Here is a 20,743-nt window from a genome sequence, read left to right on the forward strand (position 1 = left end):
CTGCGAGACCATTCGGTGATGTAAGCGGTAGCGTTCAAGGAGCGCGAGCGGCCTCCACCGCAGTTTCGGGGGTTTGCCGGCGCCGAGAGCAACCGCCGAAAGAGTAGGGGAGCATCGGACCGTGTCGACATCGCAGCCACCAGCGGCGGAGTCCGCGCCGCCGCATGTCAATGCCCAACTCTTCGAGCGCGTGAACGAATCAGCACCAGCTGTACCCTCCGAACCAGAGGCGATGTTCGAAATAGATACGACGCCAGTAGCCTCTCCACCTGCGGAAACCCTTACCGTTTCCGCGGAAGAACTCGGCCCGACGGGCCGACCGGTCCGCGAGGTGCCGCAACCGACACCGTTGGCGCACCACGGCCCCGCGATGATCATCGCGATGTGCAACCAGAAGGGCGGCGTCGGCAAGACGACGTCGACCATCAACCTGGGTGCATCGTTGGCCGAATACGGTCGTCGAGTGCTCCTGGTAGATCTCGATCCCCAAGGCGCGTTGTCTGCCGGACTGGGCGTTCAGCATCACGACCTGGAACTGACCGTCCATAACCTTCTGGTCGAACCGCGTGTGTCCATCGACGATGTGTTGATGCGCACTCGGGTAGACGGCCTCGACCTGCTCCCCAGCAACATCGACCTTTCGGCCGCCGAGATCCAATTGGTCACCGAGGTCGGGCGTGAGCAGACTTTGGGGCGCGTGTTGCACCCTGTTCTCGATCGGTACGACTACGTGCTCATCGACTGCCAGCCGTCGCTTGGCCTGCTCACCGTGAATGCGCTGGCCTGCGCCGATTCGGTCATCATTCCGATGGAATGCGAGTACTTCAGCCTGCGCGGACTGGCACTCCTCAACGACACCGTCGAAAAGGTGCACGACCGTCTCAATTCGAAGCTGGAGTTGGCCGGTATCGTCGTCACGATGTTCGACGCTCGGACCCTGCACGCTCGTGAGGTGATGGCGCGCGTCGTCGAGGTGTTCGGCGACGTCGTCTACGACACGGTGATCAACCGCACCGTTCGATTCCCCGAAACCAGCGTGGCCGGTGAGCCGATCACGACTTGGGCGCCGAAATCGGCTGGGGCCGAGGCATATCGAGCTTTGGCCCGCGAGGTCATTCACCGGTCTGGTCGTTAGTGGAACTGATTGCATCGCAAGAAGATTCGGTCGAAGTCGAGCCGGATTCGATCGACCCGAACGTGCCGACCGACGCTCAGACCGCAGCCAAGGCCGCCGGTTTCCGAGTCACTCTCCGGAACTTCGAAGGCCCGTTCGATCTGCTGTTGAACCTGATCAATCAACGGCAGCTCGATGTCACCGAAGTCGCCCTGCACACCGTCACGGATGATTTCATCGCGTACACCAAGGAACTCGGCAGTGCGATGGGCCTCGATCAGACGACAGAGTTTCTGGTCGTCGCGGCCACGCTTCTGGACCTGAAAGCCGCCAGGCTGTTGCCCGCCGGGCAGGTCGAGGACGCCGAGGATCTAGCGCTTCTCGAAGCCCGCGACCTCCTCTTCGCGCGACTGTTGCAGTACCGGGCCTACAAGCAAGTTGCGGCGCTGTTCGGTGAGTTGGAGGAAGCCGCACTGCGGCGCTATCCGCGTTCGGTTGCCGTCGAGGATCAGTTCACCGAACTCCTGCCCGAGGTGTTGTTGGGCGTCGATCCTCAGCGTTTTGCGGAGATCGCGGCGACGGTGTTCACACCGCGTCCGGTGCCGACAGTGGGCCTCGATCACCTCCATGTGTCCAATATCTCGATACCCGAGCAGGCCGAGCGAATTCTCGAGTTGCTGCGCGAGCGAGGCATGGGGGAGTGGACACCCTTCGGGGACCTTGTTGCCGAGTGTGAGATCACCGTCGAGATAGTCGCAAGGTTTCTCGCGTTGCTCGAGCTGTATCGGCGGCGGGTGATCGTGTTCGAGCAACCCGAAGCCCTCGGACCGCTGATGGTGAGTTGGACCGGAGACGACCCGACCGCGCCAGTCACAGAGGAGGACTACGGATGAACGCCGAGCCGACGGAATCGGAATCTTCGCAGCTAGACGAGATGATCGAGCCCACTGACGACGCTGCGGATTCCGAAGATTCTGCCCCCGATTTCGATCTCGACGACGATCAACTCGACGCAGTGCTGGAGTCGCTTCTGCTCGTCGTGGATTCACCGGCCGAAGTGAACCAACTCGCATCTGTCACCGGTACCGCACCGGAGCGCGTCGAACAACGCCTGACGTTGATGTCGGCCGCATTGACCGCTCGCGGCAGCGGAATGGACCTTCGCTACGCGGGCGACGGATGGCGTCTGTACACGCGACAAGAGTTTGCCCCGTATGTGGAAAAGCTGCTATTGGACGGCGCACGCACCAAATTGACCCGGGCGGCATTGGAAACTTTGGCCGTAGTCGCATACCGTCAACCGTTGACTCGTGCGCGGATCAGTGCGGTACGAGGCGTCAACGTGGACGGGGTGGTACGCACCCTCCTTGCCCGCGGACTGATCGCGGAAGCCGGGCCGGACCCGGACACCAACGCGACACGGTACTCCACGACCGAACTGTTCCTCGAACGGCTCGGCCTGGCCTCGCTGAGCGAGCTCCCGGAGTTGGCCCCGCTCTTGCCTGATGTCGATCTCATCGACGACATCAGCGAAAGCCTGGAATCCGATCCGCGATTTGCGAGAATGAACAAGGCAGACGTGCCCGCTGACGTAGTGGACACCGAAGTCGACGACTGACCGGAACTCCGGCGCTCGTCAGCACCGAGAAAGACCCGACCACGCTCGGGAAACAGTAGAAAACTGACAGGAAAAAAGTGAACAATCCCGCTCGCCGAGATGGCACACCGGACCGTAACAACTCCCGCGACAACCGCGGCGCACGCAGCGATGCCCCCCGTGGCGGTCGCAGCGACGCACCCCGCGGCGCACGCAGCGAAGCGCCCCGTGGTGGACGCAGCAACACTTCCCGCAGTACCTCCGGATACGACCGCAGTTCCGGAGCCGACCGTCCCCGCACGGACGACCGTCGCGGCGGATTCAATGATGACCGTCGCCCGCCGCGCAGTGACGACCGTCGCCCGCCGCGCAGTGACGACCGTCGCCCCGCACGCACAGACGACCGTCGTGGTGGTTACAACGACGACCGCCGCGGACCCCGCACTGACGACCGCCGCGGACCGCGCAGCGACGACCGTCGTACCCCCCACGTCGACGCTCGTCGCGCACCGCGTGGCGGCGATGACCGTCGTAGTGACGATCAGCGCGGCGCACGCCCCGAGGCTCCTCGCGGCACTGCCTGGGCAAACGCTCCTCGCGGATCCAAATTCGACGGACCTCCGCGCAAGCGTCCGGCAGCCCCGACACCGGCGGCAACCAACAAGCGTGGCAAGCCGAAGACCGAGAAGCCGCAGCGCGTCGTCTCTCAGAACCCGTTGGTCTCCAACGCCAAGCCGGCGCGTCACCAGCATGCCGAGATCACCAAGCACGACGGCCCGCCGAAGGGCGACGGCGTCCGCTTGCAGAAGGTGCTGGCTCAGGCCGGCGTGGCATCACGTCGTGCAGCTGAAGAGCTGATCGACCAGGGTCGCGTCGAGGTCGACGGCCGCATCGTTGTCGAGCAGGGGTTGCGTGTCGACCCTGAGAACGCAGTGGTTCGTGTCGACGGCGTCCGTGTCGTCGTGCAGAAGGATCTCGTCTACCTCGCGATGAACAAGCCGCGTGGCTGGCAGTGCACCATGTCCGACGATCTCGGTCGTCCGTGCGTCGGTGACATCGTCTCCGAGCGCGTTCAGTCGGGTCAGCGACTCTTCCACGTCGGCCGTCTCGACGCCGACACCGAAGGCTTGCTCCTCTTCACCAACGACGGCGATCTGGCTCACCGCCTGATGCACCCGTCGTTCGAGGTTCCGAAGACGTACCTCGCCACGGTTCACGGCGTTGTCGAGCGCAGCACCGGCAAGCAGTTGCGCGACGGTGTCACCCTCGACGACGGTCCGGCCAAGGTGGACGCGTTCACCGTGCTCGAGATCAACGAGGGCAAGACGCTCGTCAAGCTCGTTCTGCACGAAGGTCGCAAGCACATCGTGCGTCGTCTCCTCGATGCCGTTGGTCACCCCGTTGTCCGTCTGGTTCGCACCAACGTCGGAGTTGTCGCTCTCGGCGATCAGCGTCCGGGAACGCAGCGCGTCCTCGGACGTAGCGAGGTCGGTGGACTGTACGAGGCGGTAGGCCTGTGACCGATTCGTCCATGCCGCTGGTAGTCGCAATGGACGGACCGTCCGGAACCGGCAAGTCCAGCGTCTCTCGCGCGTTGGCGCAGCGTTTGGGTGCTCGCTACCTCGACACCGGAGCCATCTACCGGATCGCGACCCTGCACGTGCTGCGTCAGGGAATCGATCTGGCGGATTCCGCCGCGATCACGGCCGCCGTTGCGGCGTTGCCGTGGTCCATCGGTACCGATCCGAGCAGCGAGCAGGTGCATCTCGACGGCACGGACGTCAGCGAGGAGATCCGCGGCGACGCGGTAACCAAGGCTGTCTCCGCAGTGTCGGCCGTACCCGAGGTTCGCGACCTGCTGGTCGCCACTCAGCGTGAGTTGGCGGCAAGCGCAGACCGGATCGTCGTGGAAGGTCGCGACATCGGAACCGTCGTACTCCCCGATGCAGACGTCAAGATCTTCTTGACCGCATCGGCGGAAACCCGTGCGGCACGGCGCAATACGCAGAACATCGGCCAAGGCCGCGAAGACAATTACGAAGCGGTGCTGGCTGATGTGCAGCGCCGTGACCATCTCGATTCGACTCGGGCAGTGTCGCCGTTGCGCCCTGCCGAGGATTCCATTCTGGTGGATACGAGCGAATTGGGAATTGAAGATGTGATCGCCAAGTTGCTGTTGGTGGTCAGCGACAGAACTGGAGCAGTGCAGTGAGCGACGATCTGGTAACCGAATATGCCGGTGACGGAACTTGGTCCGAGGAATCGGAGTGGGATTTTGCCGATCTCGAAGCGGACGGCGAAGGCGAAGCGCACATTGCCGTCCCGACCTTGGCTGTTGTCGGTCGACCGAACGTCGGCAAGTCGACGCTCGTCAACCGCATCATCGGCCGTCGTGAAGCGGTAGTCGAGGACATCCCCGGCGTTACCCGTGACCGTGTCTCGTACGAGGCGAACTGGGCCGGACGACGTTTCCTCGTCCAGGACACCGGCGGATGGGAGCCCGACGCAAAGGGTCTTCAGCAGGCCGTTGCCCGGCAGGCCGAGTTGGCCATGGGAACGGCTGACGCCATTCTCCTGGTCGTCGACGCCGTAGTCGGCGCTACGGCGACGGACGAAGCTGTGGCTCGGGTGCTTCGCCGCTCGAAGACTCCGGTCATCCTCGTTGCCAACAAGGTGGACGACGGACGCACCGAGTCCGAGGTTGCAGCGCTGTGGTCCTTGGGCCTCGGTCAGCCGTACTCCGTGAGTGCGACGCACGGCCGCGGCACCGGCGACCTGCTCGACGAGGTTCTCGAGAAGCTGCCGGAAACCCCGCGTGAAGGTATCCCCGGCGGCGGTCCGCGTCGTGTTGCTCTCGTCGGAAAGCCGAATGTCGGAAAGTCCAGCTTGCTCAACAAGCTGTCCGGTGACGAGCGGTCCGTCGTGCACAATGTTGCCGGCACCACCGTCGATCCCGTCGACTCCATCGTCGAACTCGGCGGGCGCCCTTGGCGTTTCGTCGACACAGCTGGTCTGCGTAAGCGCGTCAGCCATGCCAGCGGTGCCGAGTTCTACGCGTCGCTGCGTACGAAGAGCGCGATCGAGGCCGCTGAGGTCGCGATCCTGCTCATCGACGCACACGAGCCGATCACCGAGCAGGACCTGCGTGTTCTGAGCATGGTGGCCGACACCGGTCGCGCACTGGTGATCGCATTCAACAAGTGGGACCTCGTGGACGAGGACCGTCGACTCATGCTGGACAAGGAAGTGGACCGCGATCTGGTCCGCGTTCCGTGGGCTCAGCGAGTCAACATCTCCGCCCACACCGGTCGCGCCGTGGCGAAGCTCGTGCCGGCGCTCGACACGGCTCTCGAGTCCTGGGACAAGCGCATCCCCACGGGTCGCCTGAACACCTGGCTCAAGGAAGTTGTGGCGGCCACGCCGCCGCCGATGCGTGGTGGTCGCCTGCCGCGCATCATGTTCGCGACGCAGGCAAGCACGCGCCCGCCGACATTCGTTCTCTTCACCACGGGCTTCCTCGAGGCCGGCTACCGCCGCTTCATCGAGCGGCGTCTGCGTGAAGAGTTCAACTTCGACGGCAGCCCGATCCGCGTATCCGTCCGAGTGCGCGAGAAGCGTGACCGCAAGGGCCGCTGATTCTGCGTCCAATTCGGTACTGAAACGGCTCTGACCAGCCGATTGGTACTTCGGCCCGTCCCTGATGTAATCTTTCCAAGCGCCCGAAACAAGGGCGTGGGACGGGCTGTGGCGCAGCTTGGTAGCGCACTTGACTGGGGGTCAAGTGGTCGCAGGTTCAAATCCTGTCAGCCCGACCGAAGTTAGATCAAAAAGGCAGTTTCTCAGAAATGAGAAACTGCCTTTTTTGTTTGTGCCTTCAGAGGTTCGGCAACGGATCGCGCGGGAAGTCCCGCGGTGACGTGATCTCCGCGTCGGCAGCGTTCACGACTGCAACATATTCTTCGTCGATCTCGTACGTTGTGCCCGCCGCAGTGAAGTGCGGCGTGGACGCAGTATCGACCGGTCCGAGAACGGTCATTCTCGGAAACTGGGTGAGGATCGAACTCGGCACTTTTCTGGACCGAAAGCTCGTCGAGAATACGGTGATCGCCTTTCGGCTCACCACGACAATCACACTCGGTTTCGCGCTCATCAGAACGTCCGCTGGAAATACGTACCGGATCTCGTCATCTGGATCCAAGTGAGACCGAAGGCGCTCGCGAACATCCGCAGAAGCCGGCATGGGCGGAAGGTTAGCAGCACGAGCACAAGAGCTTGCTAAGTTCGTAGTGTCGACTGGCCGAAAAACTGAGTATTTCTAGGGCGCTTATCCGCCGTTTGGCGATTTTGCTCCCTGAACCCGTCAATTCAGACGAATGTTGTGGATGGCCACTGTTGCTTCGAATAGCGCGATCAGAATTGCGGCAAAGACTGCTGCCAACCACCACGGCGCCGAATCTGCTGTGCTCAGCCAGAGTGTCATTGCACCGAAGATCGTGGTCGTAATGCCGACAGCACGAGATAGATCGACGTTTCTCGGGTTGACTGGCGGCGTTCTCCACCAATGAAGGCGATGTCCTCGATTCTCACGCAGCATTCGCAGGACGGACCAGACAGTGAGCGGTACCCCAATCGCGAGCATGACTATCCCGCCTACCGTGGCCCCATCGGACCCGTCGCGGATGTACGTCACAGCGCCGCCGAGAACAGCTGCAAATCCGATGGCCGTGAATACCTTCCAAGCCGGGGTGATCGACTGGGGCTGCCGTTGTGTCGCCATACAAGCACCTTCCCACAAACCGCGTCGCAAACCTCAAGCCCGCTGCACGCTTTGGTTGTGCATCACGGTGATAACCAAACTAGGCAGACCGTTGACTGCTCCGAGTACAGCGACGGATATGCCCGCGCTCAGAGAAGGTGCTGTCTCCCAATAGTTGTCGACGACGCGGAGTGTCCTGATCAGACTCAATATCCAACACGGGAGTTGAGCACGCCGAACATGTTGTGCCGCTCGCGTTGGGAACGGTCCCACCGCGAGAGGTAATCTCCGCTTCTTTCGGGTTGTAATCGCTTTCTGCTCCGGACCGCAATGTTCGTTACTGGCATGATCTCTTCGTATGACGGGGATTCGGATCGCGTGGGTTGTATTGGCGGTTGCCACCGGAATTCTGGGATCCGCGACGGCACAGTGGCCGCTGTATGAGATCACCGATTGCGAAATAGGCCTCGGCCCGCTCAGCTCTGCTGATTGTTACCGCTCGATTCATGACTATTTCGGACGCGAACTCTTCTTGGTGCTCGCCTTACCGGTGGCCCTGTGCGTCATTCCAGCCGTGATCCCGCGACCATTCGTTTCCTGGATCGTCTCGGCGACAATGCTTTGTGCTGCAGTGGTGGGTTTCTTTACCGCTTTCAGCTCTGGTATGCCGTCTCTGCTGTCGATGGTGGGGAGTCTCCCTGCGGCAGTGCTGGCATTGGTACTTGCTGCGGTGCATCAGGGGATCGCCTTGCAGAACAAGGGCGCCACTGCGCGTGCTCGCGGCGGGCTTCGCAATACGCGATCGAGTGAGTGATCAGTCGGGGCTGAAGAACAGTTCCATCGAGATCCAGAACCACGCCACCATTGCCGCGACAGAAAGGAACGCGAGCACCAATGGCAACGCGAATTGCCTGCCGGTGCGGCTGGGAATAGTCATAAGTCCGAGAATGACGAACACGGCGGCAGGCGCCGCCCAACTTATCCAGTAGGTGAGCGGTGGCGGGTTGGGGCCGAACGACGTGAACGAACGGTTCAGATAAAGCTGCGGCTGCGGGACATCTGCGAAGTGTTGCCACAGGAGTACCAACGGCAGATAGCCGAACAGCCCGAGCAGAAAGCCGACGACGAGTCCCGCGAAGATTCGCTCGCCCCTCATCTCGATGCGCCCGTCGGAATCAATCGTTCCACCGCCTATGCCACTTCTGGAAAGTCACGAGCCTGCATCCGCAGTGCCCACGCCCGGGCCGCAACGAACGTCACGGCCAATACGAGCACCACCAGCAGTACGACTGCAATCCAGGTGGGAGCGGCGGTGGAGAAGCCCAGCTTCCACGCAGTACCGACACCCGCAGCAGTCGCCGCCAACGCCCCTACCGGAAGCATCGCCGCGACCGCTCGCGTCGTGCGAACAGTAAGTCGATCCCCGGCAGCGCGAAGGACTCCGAACACGGCGGCGACCGAAATGCCATAAGCCAGGAGACCGCTTACGGCATAGACCAGGAGCGGGGACCATCCGATATCAACCGACCCGGTGAATGCCATGCCGATCAAGACCAACAGGGGCGTCAGCCCAAGCGTGACGCCTGCGAGGCCTGCCACCACAGTTCGGACCATTCGATTGTCCTGGCCTCCGGAGATTCGCACGCCCGCGAGGCGGAGCACGAACCCGGTCAGCGCGCCCAGAACGGCGCCGATCACCGCAGCCTCTATCGGCCAGTTCCATTGCTGTTCACCCGCGAAGCCCGAGATTGTCGTGCCACCCGAAAAGAGGGTGATCGTGGCCGATGCCTGTGAAGACCCCTGTGTCAGCGACGCGGCGACCAAGGCAACGGCCGCCCCGAACAAAGCAAACCCGAGAGCCTGTTTCCACATCAAGCCATCATCACCTAAACGGAGCGGGAATTCGGCACAACGGCAGTCTCATCCGGATGCCTTCTCACTGTGCAGATTCGGGGCGCAGCCGACTTCGGCGACAATCGTGTGAAGGGGCTGGTGGTGACACCCTCGTCGTATCATCACCAGCCCACGTCCGACACTCACGACCTGCTGTCACGCACGCAATCGGCGACGTGCTGCCAGTGCTGCCGGAAATCCGAGATCTGCATCGATCACTTCACCGGAGAGACGTTCCGAGATTTCGATCAGTCGACTGCATCCGGTCTCTCCGATCGCCTCGTACGGGTACGACCCCAGCACATCGGTCTGATGCTCAACCCTCTGCCGGCGATCGCGACCCACCTCGTTCAGGTGAAGCTCGGGGCCGTCTTCGAGCCATCCACGCGCCCGCACACTTTCGACGCCTTCCGCCCACTGATCGTTGTCCCATGCCCGGCTCATTTGCAGAGCAGCAGCAGGAACATCACCGGTTCCGGCGTGAACTACCAGCGCTTCGACACCGTTGAGCCCTTCGGTGTGAAGTAGGGCGACATGAGAATCACCGCGATATTCCCGGAGCAAGGATTGGGCATGCCACAACACGAGATGGGGCTCTTCTGGCCACGGTAGGGATGCGTGTCCACCGAACAGCGGCCGACCTTGCGGTCTGTTGCATGCGCGCTCCGCTGCTCGACGTGCGAGTTCGGCGGCTTCTCGAACCTCGGCGCCGTCGACATGTTCTCCCCATGCCTTGCGCAGCGAACGGTCGACAGCGTCGAGTCGAGCGGCCAAGATCTGTTCGGGGGTGGCGATCGTCCAGGCATTCGGCAGGACCGCGTGTACCAGTTCGGGGTTGAAGTTGAAGAAGGTAGCGATGGTGACTTCTGCCGCTACTGCACCCATGGGTGCGGACCGCGAAGCGAAGTACCCCATTCGAGGATGCGTAAAGCCCAGCGCAGCATAGGCTTCCGCGCCGAATGGAGTGAAGTAGATCATGCCGTGTATCGGTTCGGCTCCACGGAAGACGCGGCGCGCAGTTTCTGGTGCGATCAAGGTCATCGGTATTCCTTCATGCGGGTGGTGTGGTGGTCGAGAAGTCGGACTGGGTGCGGGATCTTCGTAAGCTATCTCCCTTTGACATACATGCGATCTCGGACGGCATCACCCACTCGGTAGACGGCCAGGACGACCAGCGAAATCAGAATGCCGGAGGGGAGAATCTGTTGTGGGGCGCTCAAGATGTGCAGGTACGCATCGGATAAGTCACCGCCCCAACTCGGAGTGGGCGGCTGTATACCCAACCCGAGGAACGAGAGGGCGGCCTGCGCGAGAAAGGTCAGACCGGTGAGCACAGTCACCTGAACGACAACCGGTCCGATCGCGTGCGGTAGGAGATGACGCAAAAGCACTACGTGCGGCGGACATCCCGAGAGTCGCGCGCTCAGGACGAAGTCTCGGTTCCTCGTCTCGCTGACCCCGGCAGCCAGAATTCTTGCAATCGTGGGTGCGTAGACGACTCCGAGGGCAGACATCGACGTAATCAGGCTCGGCCCCAGAACGCCCGTAATTGCCACTGCAAGAACCAAACCGGGGAATGCCAGTAGTGCGTCTGCCACCCGGAGGAGCGACGCACCGATCCAGCGTGGCCAGTATCCGGCGATCAGTCCCCATGGAATTCCCAACAGCAGGCTGACAGCGACCGCAATCGCAACGCCGAAGAAGGCGGAGCGTCCTCCCCAGATGAGCCGACTGAGCACGTCGCGGCCGAAACCGTCAGTGCCCAGCAGGTGCTGGGCACTTGGCCCGGCGAACGTGTTGGTCAGGTTCTGATCGGTCGGACTGTACGGAGCCACGAACGAGGCCAAGGCGGACGCCGCGATCAGTATTCCGAGAAAGCAGTAGCTGAGCCATAATCCGGGCGTCAGTCGGTAACGAGGCCGCTTGGAACGAGATTCGCCTGCAGTGGTCACTACGAGTTGGCTCACGAGATCGTTCCCTTTCTCAATTGCGGGCTGATCATGTTGTTGACGACGTCGACCAGGATGTTCACGAGAAGCACGATCACGACGAACAGCAACACGATGCCTTGAAGCATCGGATAATCTCGCGTGTCGATCGCGATGACCAAAGCGCTGCCGAGGCCCGGTAGCACGAAGATTTGCTCGAGGATGACCGTCGCACCCAGCATCGCCACGCCGAGCAATCCATAGACTGTGACAATGGTGGGAACGATGTTTCGTAACGCATAGCGCCACACGATCTTCCGCTCGTCGATACCCATCGCACGCGCGGTTCGCACGTAGTCGCCGGACAGCGTCTCGATCATCGCGGCCCTGGTCTGCCGAACCGCAATCGATGCTGCGCCGGCAGCGAGTGCCGTTGCAGGTAGGACGAGATGGCTCAGATTGTCGATCACACCGTCGCCCGGAGGAACCCAGCCGAGCACCGGTAGAACTCCCAAGCCGAGGGCAAAGACATCGACCAGCACGATAGCGAGGAAGAAGTCCGGCACCGCGAGTCCGATCCCTGAAACCGTGCGGGTCAGGCCATCGCTGCGTCGGCCCATTCGCGTCGCGGTCCACACACCGAGCGGTATGGCGACGACGGCGGAGAGTAACAGTGCGAGTACAACGAGCTCGGCGCTCGCCGGCAGGCGCGCAAGGATCTGTGGGCCGACGGGGGCGCTGTTCTGTAGCGACGTTCCCAGATCTCCGTGCAGAGCCGACACCACCCAGTTCCAGTACTGGACCAGCAGAGGTTGATTCAATCCGAGGCGCTCGTTGAGTGCCGCGATCGCTTCATCGCTGCCGTTCGGACCGAGAAGGGCCTCGGCTGGTCCACCGGGGATTATCCGGATAAGGGCAAAGGTTATGAAACTGGCGATAACCGCGGTCGGAATGATTTGCGCGAACCGGACGGCGATCATCCGTATATATGGATTGACGGGCGATCGGTGAGAGTTTCGAGTCGGAACGCTCTCAGGCTCGGGCATCACCGAATTCTCGTGTGATACGACGGTCGCTGTCATGACTTCGAGAGGTATGTGAGATTGGGGGATCCGTTCAGAGCAGGAACGGCCCCGTGGACGTTCTTCGTGTACGCGACCACGTCGGGAGTGAAGTACAACGGTACGTACTCAGCGGACTTGATCACGACTTGATTGATCTGTTTGACGATGTCGAGCTGAGCGGTTTCGTCATACGTGTTGTTCAGCAGTGCGATCAGCTTCTCCAACTCCTCGTTGGGGACGGAATTCTGCCGGAAGTACGATCGCGAACCCAGAGAGGCTTCGAAATTGAGCGGTGCGGATGCTCGCGTGGGCCATCCCACGCTGAAGACGTCCGCGCTGTTGTGTGCGACGAACTCCGTAATCGCCTGAGGTCCACTCATTTCGACGAAGTCGACCTTGATGCCGACCTTCTCCCATTGTTCTCCGACAAGGACCGCGTTGGTCGAGTACGGCGGTAGGTTGCCTGCTAGTCCGCGCACGGTGACCCCGTTCGGATACCCCGCCTCCGCTAGCAGCGATTTGGCCTTCTCCGGGTCGTATGGCCATGCATCTTCGGTTTGCTCGTCGTAGAACTGCGAACCGGGAGGATACTGACCGAAGGCCGCAGTACCTTCCGCGCTGTCCAGTGCAGCTCGCGCAATTGCCTTGCGGTCGAGCGCATACTGCATCGCCAGACGAACCCGGACGTCGTTAACCACGGGGTTCTTGTTGTTGATCACGACGAGCGCAACTCCGAGTCTCGGGTCGTGACTGACCTTCAGGTTGGGGTTGCGTTCGAGGATCGGAGCACTCGACGGTGTGAGCCCGTATGCAAAATCCGCAGCGTTCGATGTCAGGGCATTTGTCAGCGCTGTGGGATTGGAGATCACCTGGATCTGGATCTTGGCGAGCTGAGGGCTGGGTGGACCCGCCGGTTTGTAGTCGTCGAATCGACTGAATGTGTATGAACTGTTCGGGACTGCGCTGGTGAATGTGTACGGCCCTGCGCCTACAGGCTTGTTGGCGAAGTCTGCCCCTGCTGCTGCCAGCGCAGTGGGGGAGACCACCATTCCCAATCTGCCGTTGAGCCACCCTGGTAAGCCGGAGGTAGGTGAACTCAACGAGATCGTGATGTGATCTGGGGACGTTGCTTCGATGCTCTTGATCGTCGGGACGGAAACGATTCCGAGACTCAAGCAGTGTTCCATGCTTGCCTTGACTGCTGCTGCATCGAGAGTTGTACCGTCGTGAAAGGTCAAGCCGTTCTGCAACGTCATCTTGAACGTGAGGTTGTCCGGTCCGGAGAAACCCCACTCGCTGGCGATTCCGGGCCGCAGTTTCTGGGTGGCAGGTTCAGCATCGATCAGAGGTGCATACATCAACTGTAAGTAGTCGATGTCGTATCCGATGTTTCCCGCACACGGGTCGAGTGAAGCTGGAACGTGCGATGTCGCGACCTTGAGTTCGGCATTCGGATCGGCAGGTCCGGTACTGCCGGCGGTACCGGTGGCGCTACTCGAACAGCCGCTGAGCACGAGAGCAGAAAGTGCGAACGCAGCTACCAGCACACGTGGGTCACTTTTCCCATGATTCTGGAAGCGTGTGATCGGATATCGGGATCGCAAAGACAGACGTCGATTCATATGGTGGACTTTCGCTTTGGTCTTCTCGGAATGGGGAGACTGACGCGGCACGCATTTACCCCGGCGGGTTGGAGATTCCGGTCGATGTGGCCGGGGACGATAGATGGCAGGCGGAGCTGTGTGCGGAATTCGAGGCCGCGCGAAGTGACGGCGCTTCCGACGCACAGCGATCCATCGCAAACGGGCAGCGTGTGCGGAATCGACAGCCCGAGGGTGGATTCCGTGGGTCGGGTAACTCGCCCCGCACCAATGCTTTCCGACGACTGCGCCGCTCGAGTTCGATGTGCGGGGCCGCGGCGAGAAGTGCCTGCGTGTAGGGGTGCGATGGAGTCCTCAGGACCGTGGCAACCGGTCCGATCTCGACGATTCGGCCGAGGTACATCACCGCGACGCGATCGGCGATCCGTGCCACCGAACCCAAATCGTGCGAAATGAAGATGTACGTGAGGTCATGTTCTTCTCGGAGATCGGCAAGAAGTTGCAGCACCTCTTCCTGAAGCGAAACATCGAGGGAGGCAACAGGTTCGTCGCAGAGAATCAGTGGCGCCTTGGAGGCAAGTGCACGAGCGATGGTCACGCGTTGGCGTTGGCCGCCGGAGAGCTGGGTCGGGAGGCGGTCGGCAAGCTCAGCGCCGAGACCGACCCGACGCAACAGCTCGACGGCTTTCGGCCGCAAGGACTGTGGGATGCGCAGACGCCCTGGCACCATCGGCTCGGCTACGCAAGCCCATGAGGTCATCCGATTGTTCAAGGCCGACGTAGGGTTTTGAAAAATGAGATGGGAAGATCCGCCCTTCCCGAACGCCGGGTCGTCGAGATTCATCGTGATGGAGCCTGCGGCCATAGCCACCAGACCCGCGAGGGCGTGAGCTGTCGACGACTTTCCTGACCCTGATTCGCCGATGATTGCAAGGGTTTCACCCCTCTGCACCGAGAAGCTGACGTCATCGACTGCTCGAAGAGTTTTGCGGCCTCTTCCATACTCGACGGCCAGATTCCGAACATCGACGATGATGTCGGTGTTGCTCATCAGCTCACCAGTCCGAGCAACTCGAGGTCGGAACTGCGGTGACATCTTGTTGCCGATTCTGATGACCCGATCAGAAGTGGATGATCGGATATGCAGAGCTCCTCGGAGTAGTTGCACCGGGCGACGTATCGGCACCCGACGCTGTCAGCAAGGGCTTTGGTCGTGAAATCGCCTCGCGCCTTGGGTGATTGGGAGGAGATTTCTTCGAATGTCGAGCGTGCGGCCTCGAGAAGGCTGAACGTGTAGGGATGCGCGGGCTGGCGAAGCAGCACGTCTCGCGGCGCGACGTCGACGATCTCGCCGCGAAACATGGTGATGACTCGATCCGCGACCTCGGCGACAACCGCGAGGTCGTGACTGATCAACAACACGGCAAGATCGCGCTGTTCTGCCAGTTCTCGAAGGAGATCGACGATCTGAGCTTGGATGGTGACGTCGAGCGCTGTTGTCGGTTCGTCCGCGATCAACAACTTCGGACCGCATGCCAGGGCCATCGCGATCATCACCCGCTGACACATCCCGCCGGAAAGCTCGTACCCGTACGACTTCAAGGTTCTGCGCGGGTCGGCCAGACCGACCTGGTGGAGAAGATCTGTAGCCACGTCCTCCGCATCGACTTTCGTGATGTCGCGGTGGGCCTTCAACACATCGACGATCTGGCGACCGATGCTGACGGAGGGATTGAGAGCCGAACTCGGGTCCTGGAAGACCATACTGACGTCGCGACCGCGTATTTTCCTCAACTCGGCGGCGGGCAGACCCACAAGTTCCTGTCCTTCGAAACGGATGCTTCCGCTGGTTGTTGCCGTACGGGGCAAGAGACCGAGCAGAGCGAGTCCGGTCAGTGTCTTTCCGCTCCCGCTCTCGCCTACGAGGCCGGTGATTTCGCCCGACCCCAACTCGAAGCTCACTCGGTCGAGGAGTCTGTTCGAAATCGATTCTGTCCCAATGTCAATCGTGAGGTCTCGTACTTGCAGAAGTGGGCTCATCGTCGGGTCGTCCACGTGTGATCGTTCATCGCATTCCTCCGTAAACAACTGAACTGTTGTGACTGGAATCACGTACCGGGGAACCATAAACACTCACCTGCAACAAAGTCAATGAATGTTGCAACGATTGCCGTCGATGGCGCCGGCTGATCGTCTCCGGCTACCGACCAGCACGTCGTCAGCGATACATTCACTCCATGGCCGAGACACGTGACATCCGCGCGGAAGCGTTGAGTGCTGCCCGCCGACAGTTCGCAGCCGGAAAACCGCTCGATGTGAACGCTTTGGCTACCGAGTTGGGGGTGGATCGGACCACGTTGTTCCGGCGTGCAGGGAATCGCGACACAATTACCGGTGACGTGCTCGATTCGCTGGCGCGCCGAACATGGCGGATGGGCCTCGAGGAGTGCAGTGGAAGCGGAGCGTCAAGGGTTGTCGACGTCCTCACTTACCATGCACGGGCGACAATCGAGACCGAATTCTTCCGGACGTATTTGACTCGCGAACCGCAAAAGGCGTTGTGCATACTCACAACTGGACTGGGGCCGATTCAGGGCACGATGGTCGAATCCGTGCGAAGGCTGATCGAAGCTGAAATACCAGAGCAGATTCGGCCCGACCTGCCCGTCGAGGACATGGCATATCTGCTGGTTCGCGTGGGTGAGTCGTTCATCTACAACGATTTGCTCACCGGTGGCACTCCGGATACGGAGAAGGCTCGCTTGGCGTTCCGGCTCATCCTCTCGCGTGACTAGTGTGCCGAGTTTCCGTTTTCTCAGTATTCGTGAAAGCGCTTCGAATGCAAGCTATTTCATAGCTATGCCTGATTGTATGACCCAATCAGGCTGGTGGGATCGGCACAAAGTTCCGCATCTCGTCCCGTCCGGGCCGGATGACGCCTGCGGCGGATTCGGGAACCTCGTTCCAGGCGCCAGGAAGGTCGCGCAGAGGCTCGGAGACGACGATTCGGGTCTCCTCGCTCAGATGGTGCAGTGCTTCCACCTCTGGATGGAGCTTGCGCAGCGTGGAAATCTCGGTGGAGAAGAACAACGACCTCGACTGGTGCTCGCTGGAATAGCGAAAGATCCAGGTGGAGATGCCATCCGACGTGGCGACGGTCATCTGAACCGGATTGTCGATTCCCTGAGAGCGAGCCGTGTGCTCGACGAATCCGACGGCCCTCGCGACACCTTCGAATGGATCGTCGCTCAGGCCGAACGTCAGCGCGAGGAAGAACAGAGTTTCCGAGTCCGTCGATCCTTCGAGATCCGGAAAGAGCGACGGATCAATGGCAGTCACCAATTCCCGTTTCATGTCGTGGAATCCGTGTAGTGAACCGTTGTGCATCCACAACCACCGCCGGTGCCGGAACGGGTGGCAGTTGCTGCGCTGCACTGCAGTTCCCGTCGAGGCACGGATGTGGGCGAACAGCAGAGGGGTACGCAATTGGGAGGTGACCTCGCGCAGGTTCGAGTCGTTCCACGCGGGTTCGATGCTCTTGAACACTGCCGGTTGTGGGCCTTCCCCGTACCAGCCGATTCCGAAGCCGTCGCCGTTTGTCGTCGTGGCCCCGAGTTGAGAATGCAGGCTCTGGTCGATCAGCGAGTGCTGTGGCCTGAACAGCAGGTCATGGGCGAGTATCGGTTCTCCCGAATACGCCATCCACCTACACATACTTTCAACTCAAGCTGATCGAGTCGGCGTTGACGATGCGTGCGCCGTGGCGTTTGTCGAATGGCTGGGCTTCCATGTCGACACCGCCCAGATCACGACGATGTTCAGCGCGATGATGAGAGTCGACCACCAGGGGTAGTGCGGCAGCCACAAGAAGTTCGCGATGATCGAGATCGCGCAGATCACGACGGCCGACACCCGTGCCCAGGCCGCTCCGGTGAACAGTGCGAGCCCGACGAGAGCGACGAGCGCGCCCAACACGAGATGGATCCAACCCCACGTCGTCAGGTCGAACTGATAGACGTAGTCGATACCGACTACGAACACTTCGTTTTCGGCGACTGCAGCGAGTCCCTGGAAGAACTGCACGATGCCGACCGTCACCAAGATGACGGCTGCCCCGATCGATGTTCCTACCGCGAAACCCTGCTTGACTGACGTTGTATCCGACATGACGGTTTCCCTTGATTCGGTGGGGGCGACCGGACACGTGCCCGGCACGCTCGTTGTAGTGATCGTTGTTCCACCGGCTGACCGCTATGAAACGGAAATACCTGTCCAATGCGGTGAGAAATCAGTGCGTTCTGCTCCGATGTGCGGGCGAAATGTAACTTCTGGCACCTGTGGATGCGATGTATCCCTTGCCGGAACGCGTGTGCGGAGGAATTGCTCGTAACCGAAGTTCACAGAAAACAACAAGAATTCGGCACGGAATTCGACCTATTTGTCCAGCTGTACTGGTATTTTGACTGAATTGACCGGAAGCTACGGTCCGCGGAAAAGAGTAGCGAGAGAATGACGATCTTCGGCAGGCGTACCGCGGGCATCACCGCGACGGCCTTCGTCTTGGCGACCGTTGTGTCGACAGCACTCCCCGCTGTGGGATCGGCTGCCCCCGTCGCGCTCGCCCGCGCGTGCAACTCGGAAATCAACGAGAATTCGATGTCACTCGATCCGGCCGTGATCGACGGTTGGTATGACATCTCGACTGGTTCACCGGGAACGAAAATCAACTCGATCGAGGCATGGCGAACCGTGCCCGGAGACATCCTCGAGTTTCGCGCGTCGGTGACGATCAGAGCCCACGGAAGCCCCGTCCGAGGCACGCTTCGGATCGACGGCGCCGGCTTGACCGGAGATCAGGATTTGATCTCCAGAATGACGTTGACCCAAGATCTCGGCCGGTCAGGATCAACGGTCACCGACGCTGACGACGGTTCGGTCATCCCTGTACGTGCCAAGCTCACCTTCGATGTCGCCACTCCGGGCCAGGTAGCCCAGAATCGGACAGTCAACCTCTCTGCGGTCAAGATTGTTTTGAGCGGCGACACTACCGATCCGGGAGGTGAATGTCCCGGTCCCGGCCCAGGCCCAGGCGGTGGCGGGAATGGCGGCGGCGGGAACGGCGGTGGTGACGGCGACAACGGTTCCGGCGGGGGCGTCGGGGACAACGGCGGCGCGCTTCCCGGTCGCGACGTCGGAAACCGCGTTCCGATTTCCCAGGTCCCGTCCGGCCCGACTTCTCGTCCGTGACAGCGACACACGGATCTGTGATCCGTCGGACATGGGTCGCTGCGGCAGTGGCAACGATGTTCCTGGTCGGCGGATGTTCCGACGACGGGAACTCGCCGACTCGAGTCCTCGCGACCGGCCAGGAAGATTTGCCGCCGGCAGTTCTCGCCGCAGTCGACAGTCCGGATGTCCCGACCACCCTGCGCATAGGCGAGAGCACCGCTGACATTCTGCCGATCAAAACGACGACGGATGGCGCGCTCGTTCCGCCCGAGGACGTCAGCGAGATCGGGTGGTGGGCGGACTCGGCCTTTCCCGGCTCCGGCGCGGGCACCGTGGTGATCACCGGCCACATCAACGACATCTATCAAGGCGACGGTTTCGGGAAGAAGTTCTCCACCTTGGACATCGGCTCGATCGTGACCGTGACGGGCGGCGGGGGACAGGTCTGGAACTACCGCATCGATGCAGTCGATCACTACGGCAAGGACGGCGAGCTGCCGGTCGAGCGATTGAACAGCCTCGACGGACCCGAAACCATCGCTCTGATCACCTGTGGTGGCGAATTCGTCGGTCCGCCGTTCGGGTACGAGGACAACGACGTCGCGTGGGGGACCCCGGTGGCCGCATAGGCGAAAACTCGACGTAGGGACGGTTGATAAACTGGGCCCCGCGTTCGTGGCCATCCACGCACGTTTCGAAAGTCCGAAGAAGGAGATTGTGCTGTGGTTGACCTCGCCTATGTCATCGCTGGGTCCGAAGCGACTGGCGGTGCCGGCCTGCAGGTCGACCTGAAGACGTTCCAGGCTTTGGACGTCTACGGTGTGGCAACCACCACGTGCATCGTCTCCTTCGATCCCAAGAACAACTGGGGTCATCGCTTCGTGCCGATCGCTCCTGATGTGATCGCTGATCAGATCGAGGCTGCCACTGCGGCTCACGATCTGGACGTCGTCAAGATCGGCATGTTGGGCACGCCCGCCACCATCGAGGTTGTGGCAGAGGGATTGCGTCGGCAGTCCTGGCGCCACGTCGTCCTCGACCCGGTCCTGATCTGCAAGGGCCAGGAGCCCGGTGCGGCACTCGATACCGATACGGCACTTCGTGATTCGATCCTGCCGCTCGCCACCGTCGTCACGCCCAACCTGTTCGAGGCACGCACCCTCGCCGGAATGGACAGCATCGAGAGCGTCGACGATCTCATCGAGGCCGCACGTCGTATCCATGACCTCGGGCCCAAGTACGTGCTCGCAAAGGGCGGCGTCGAACTTGCCGGTGGCGACGCTGTCGACGTGTTGTTCGACGGGACCGACGTGACTGTTCTCTCCGCCCCCAAGGTCGGCGAAGAGCGCGTCTCCGGCGCCGGTTGCACGCTGGCCGCCGCAGTGACCGCGGAGCTGGCAAAGGGCGCCGACGTGGGAGAAGCCGTCGCTCTGGCCAAGAAGTTCGTGACGGCGGGCATCGAAGGCCGCGTCTCGGCGCACACGCCGTTCGACACCGTCTGGCAAGGCGCGTTCAAGGGATAGGCGCAGCGCGGCGCACATCGCCGCGCGCGGCCTGGCAG

The 20,743-nt window shown here is 61.5% G+C and carries 23 protein-coding genes and 1 tRNA gene; 12 read left to right on the top strand and 12 right to left on the bottom strand.

The annotated features are described in order from the left end of the window. Positions 1–121: 121 nt before the first annotated feature. The 7 genes from ACWF6P_RS08950 (at position 122) to ACWF6P_RS08980 (ending at position 6,523) form a co-directional block, all read left to right on the top strand. Positions 122–1,135: a ParA family protein gene (locus tag ACWF6P_RS08950; RefSeq protein WP_452620798.1), complete on the top strand. Its 1,014-nt coding sequence runs from the start codon at positions 122–124 to the stop codon at positions 1,133–1,135. Between the two features lie 50 nt (positions 1,136–1,185). Continuing rightward, positions 1,186–2,007 carry a segregation and condensation protein A gene (locus tag ACWF6P_RS08955; RefSeq protein WP_452620995.1) on the top strand — a complete coding sequence of 274 codons (822 nt, stop codon included), beginning with the start codon at positions 1,186–1,188 and terminating at the stop codon, positions 2,005–2,007. Next, positions 2,004–2,732: an SMC-Scp complex subunit ScpB gene (scpB, locus tag ACWF6P_RS08960; RefSeq protein WP_452620799.1), complete on the top strand. Its 729-nt coding sequence runs from the start codon at positions 2,004–2,006 to the stop codon at positions 2,730–2,732. The genes ACWF6P_RS08955 and scpB overlap by 4 nt, the downstream gene beginning before the upstream one ends. A gap of 77 nt (positions 2,733–2,809) precedes the next feature. Beyond that, positions 2,810–4,231 carry a pseudouridine synthase gene (locus ACWF6P_RS08965; protein WP_452620800.1) on the top strand — a complete coding sequence of 474 codons (1,422 nt, stop codon included), beginning with the start codon at positions 2,810–2,812 and terminating at the stop codon, positions 4,229–4,231. Between the two features lie 11 nt (positions 4,232–4,242). After that, the gene (gene cmk / locus ACWF6P_RS08970; protein WP_452620996.1) at positions 4,243–4,923 is read left to right on the top strand and encodes a (d)CMP kinase; all 681 of its coding nucleotides are present in this window, start codon (positions 4,243–4,245) and stop codon (positions 4,921–4,923) included. After that, positions 4,920–6,347: a ribosome biogenesis GTPase Der gene (der, locus tag ACWF6P_RS08975; protein WP_452620801.1), complete on the top strand. Its 1,428-nt coding sequence runs from the start codon at positions 4,920–4,922 to the stop codon at positions 6,345–6,347. The genes cmk and der overlap by 4 nt, the downstream gene beginning before the upstream one ends. A 102-nt stretch (positions 6,348–6,449) precedes the next feature. Then, positions 6,450–6,523: transfer RNA gene (locus ACWF6P_RS08980), tRNA-Pro, on the top strand. A 62-nt stretch (positions 6,524–6,585) separates the two neighbouring features. Here the strand turns inward: ACWF6P_RS08980 and ACWF6P_RS08985 are convergent. Together ACWF6P_RS08985 and ACWF6P_RS08990 are read right to left on the bottom strand one after the other, a co-directional pair. Next, a complete protein-coding gene (locus ACWF6P_RS08985) occupies positions 6,586–6,747 on the bottom strand; it encodes a hypothetical protein (protein WP_452620802.1) in 162 nt (53 codons plus the stop codon). Positions 6,748–7,071: 324 nt separating this feature from the next. Then, positions 7,072–7,488 carry a hypothetical protein gene (locus tag ACWF6P_RS08990; RefSeq protein ID WP_452620803.1) on the bottom strand — a complete coding sequence of 139 codons (417 nt, stop codon included), beginning with the start codon at positions 7,486–7,488 and terminating at the stop codon, positions 7,072–7,074. A 337-nt stretch (positions 7,489–7,825) separates the two neighbouring features. Here ACWF6P_RS08990 and ACWF6P_RS08995 point away from each other — a divergent pair, with 337 nt between their 5' ends. Beyond that, positions 7,826–8,281 carry a hypothetical protein gene (locus ACWF6P_RS08995; RefSeq protein ID WP_452620804.1) on the top strand — a complete coding sequence of 152 codons (456 nt, stop codon included), beginning with the start codon at positions 7,826–7,828 and terminating at the stop codon, positions 8,279–8,281. On the opposite strand, the gene ACWF6P_RS09000 is transcribed toward ACWF6P_RS08995, so the two are convergent. The 8 genes from ACWF6P_RS09000 to ACWF6P_RS09035 form a co-directional block, all read right to left on the bottom strand. Beyond that, positions 8,282–8,623 carry a hypothetical protein gene (locus tag ACWF6P_RS09000; RefSeq protein WP_452620805.1) on the bottom strand — a complete coding sequence of 114 codons (342 nt, stop codon included), beginning with the start codon at positions 8,621–8,623 and terminating at the stop codon, positions 8,282–8,284. 35 nt (positions 8,624–8,658) lie between these two features. Next, positions 8,659–9,339 carry a hypothetical protein gene (locus tag ACWF6P_RS09005; RefSeq protein ID WP_452620806.1) on the bottom strand — a complete coding sequence of 227 codons (681 nt, stop codon included), beginning with the start codon at positions 9,337–9,339 and terminating at the stop codon, positions 8,659–8,661. Positions 9,340–9,516: 177 nt separating this feature from the next. Continuing rightward, positions 9,517–10,401, bottom strand: a complete 885-nt coding sequence (locus tag ACWF6P_RS09010; protein WP_452620807.1) for an SCO6745 family protein — start codon at positions 10,399–10,401, stop codon at positions 9,517–9,519. A 65-nt stretch (positions 10,402–10,466) separates the two neighbouring features. Next, a complete protein-coding gene (locus ACWF6P_RS09015; protein WP_452620808.1) occupies positions 10,467–11,327 on the bottom strand; it encodes an ABC transporter permease in 861 nt (286 codons plus the stop codon). Beyond that, entirely contained in the window at positions 11,324–12,268 is a 945-nt protein-coding gene (locus ACWF6P_RS09020; RefSeq protein ID WP_452620809.1) for an ABC transporter permease, read from the bottom strand. The genes ACWF6P_RS09015 and ACWF6P_RS09020 overlap by 4 nt, the downstream gene beginning before the upstream one ends. A gap of 98 nt (positions 12,269–12,366) precedes the next feature. After that, a complete protein-coding gene (locus tag ACWF6P_RS09025; protein ID WP_452620810.1) occupies positions 12,367–13,899 on the bottom strand; it encodes an ABC transporter substrate-binding protein in 1,533 nt (510 codons plus the stop codon). Between the two features lie 130 nt (positions 13,900–14,029). Next, positions 14,030–15,004 (bottom strand): oligopeptide/dipeptide ABC transporter ATP-binding protein, encoded by a 975-nt coding sequence (locus tag ACWF6P_RS09030; RefSeq protein WP_452620811.1) that lies wholly within the window; start codon positions 15,002–15,004, stop codon positions 14,030–14,032. Further along, positions 15,004–15,915 carry an ABC transporter ATP-binding protein gene (locus ACWF6P_RS09035; RefSeq protein WP_452620812.1) on the bottom strand — a complete coding sequence of 304 codons (912 nt, stop codon included), beginning with the start codon at positions 15,913–15,915 and terminating at the stop codon, positions 15,004–15,006. The genes ACWF6P_RS09030 and ACWF6P_RS09035 overlap by 1 nt, the downstream gene beginning before the upstream one ends. A gap of 275 nt (positions 15,916–16,190) precedes the next feature. On the opposite strand from ACWF6P_RS09035, the gene ACWF6P_RS09040 reads away from it, so the two are divergent. After that, entirely contained in the window at positions 16,191–16,748 is a 558-nt protein-coding gene (locus ACWF6P_RS09040; protein WP_378532852.1) for a QsdR family transcriptional regulator, read from the top strand. Between the two features lie 85 nt (positions 16,749–16,833). On the opposite strand, the gene ACWF6P_RS09045 is transcribed toward ACWF6P_RS09040, so the two are convergent. Continuing rightward, entirely contained in the window at positions 16,834–17,655 is an 822-nt protein-coding gene (locus ACWF6P_RS09045; protein ID WP_452620813.1) for a class II glutamine amidotransferase, read from the bottom strand. A 21-nt stretch (positions 17,656–17,676) separates the two neighbouring features. After that, a complete protein-coding gene (locus ACWF6P_RS09050; RefSeq protein WP_452620814.1) occupies positions 17,677–18,120 on the bottom strand; it encodes a DUF7144 family membrane protein in 444 nt (147 codons plus the stop codon). A 342-nt stretch (positions 18,121–18,462) separates the two neighbouring features. Here ACWF6P_RS09050 and ACWF6P_RS09055 point away from each other — a divergent pair, with 342 nt between their 5' ends. From ACWF6P_RS09055 to thiD, 3 genes are all read left to right on the top strand, one after another. Beyond that, entirely contained in the window at positions 18,463–19,200 is a 738-nt protein-coding gene (locus ACWF6P_RS09055) for a hypothetical protein (protein WP_452620815.1), read from the top strand. A gap of 17 nt (positions 19,201–19,217) precedes the next feature. After that, positions 19,218–19,811 (top strand): class F sortase, encoded by a 594-nt coding sequence (locus ACWF6P_RS09060; protein WP_452620816.1) that lies wholly within the window; start codon positions 19,218–19,220, stop codon positions 19,809–19,811. A 93-nt stretch (positions 19,812–19,904) separates the two neighbouring features. Beyond that, entirely contained in the window at positions 19,905–20,705 is an 801-nt protein-coding gene (gene thiD, locus ACWF6P_RS09065) for a bifunctional hydroxymethylpyrimidine kinase/phosphomethylpyrimidine kinase (RefSeq protein WP_003946192.1), read from the top strand. The last annotated feature ends 38 nt before the right edge of the window (positions 20,706–20,743 follow it).

The organism is Rhodococcus sp. NPDC055024, assembly GCF_053608585.1.

What these genes read in the sequence shown, in the direction of transcription:
- scpB (WP_452620799.1), top strand. Translation starts at nt 2,004, where the DNA reads ATGAACGCCGAGCCGACGGAATCGGAATCTTCGCAGCTAGACGAGATG.
- cmk (WP_452620996.1), top strand. Translation starts at nt 4,243, where the DNA reads ATGCCGCTGGTAGTCGCAATGGACGGACCGTCCGGAACCGGCAAGTCC.
- ACWF6P_RS08985 (WP_452620802.1), bottom strand. Translation starts at nt 6,747, where the DNA reads ATGACCGTTCTCGGACCGGTCGATACTGCGTCCACGCCGCACTTCACT.
- ACWF6P_RS08990 (WP_452620803.1), bottom strand. Translation starts at nt 7,488, where the DNA reads ATGGCGACACAACGGCAGCCCCAGTCGATCACCCCGGCTTGGAAGGTA.
- ACWF6P_RS08995 (WP_452620804.1), top strand. Translation starts at nt 7,826, where the DNA reads ATGACGGGGATTCGGATCGCGTGGGTTGTATTGGCGGTTGCCACCGGA.
- ACWF6P_RS09000 (WP_452620805.1), bottom strand. Translation starts at nt 8,623, where the DNA reads ATGAGGGGCGAGCGAATCTTCGCGGGACTCGTCGTCGGCTTTCTGCTC.
- ACWF6P_RS09005 (WP_452620806.1), bottom strand. Translation starts at nt 9,339, where the DNA reads ATGTGGAAACAGGCTCTCGGGTTTGCTTTGTTCGGGGCGGCCGTTGCC.
- ACWF6P_RS09010 (WP_452620807.1), bottom strand. Translation starts at nt 10,401, where the DNA reads ATGACCTTGATCGCACCAGAAACTGCGCGCCGCGTCTTCCGTGGAGCC.
- ACWF6P_RS09020 (WP_452620809.1), bottom strand. Translation starts at nt 12,268, where the DNA reads ATGATCGCCGTCCGGTTCGCGCAAATCATTCCGACCGCGGTTATCGCC.
- ACWF6P_RS09030 (WP_452620811.1), bottom strand. Translation starts at nt 15,004, where the DNA reads ATGAGCAACACCGACATCATCGTCGATGTTCGGAATCTGGCCGTCGAG.
- ACWF6P_RS09040 (WP_378532852.1), top strand. Translation starts at nt 16,191, where the DNA reads ATGGCCGAGACACGTGACATCCGCGCGGAAGCGTTGAGTGCTGCCCGC.
- ACWF6P_RS09045 (WP_452620813.1), bottom strand. Translation starts at nt 17,655, where the DNA reads ATGGCGTATTCGGGAGAACCGATACTCGCCCATGACCTGCTGTTCAGG.
- ACWF6P_RS09050 (WP_452620814.1), bottom strand. Translation starts at nt 18,120, where the DNA reads ATGTCGGATACAACGTCAGTCAAGCAGGGTTTCGCGGTAGGAACATCG.
- ACWF6P_RS09055 (WP_452620815.1), top strand. Translation starts at nt 18,463, where the DNA reads ATGACGATCTTCGGCAGGCGTACCGCGGGCATCACCGCGACGGCCTTC.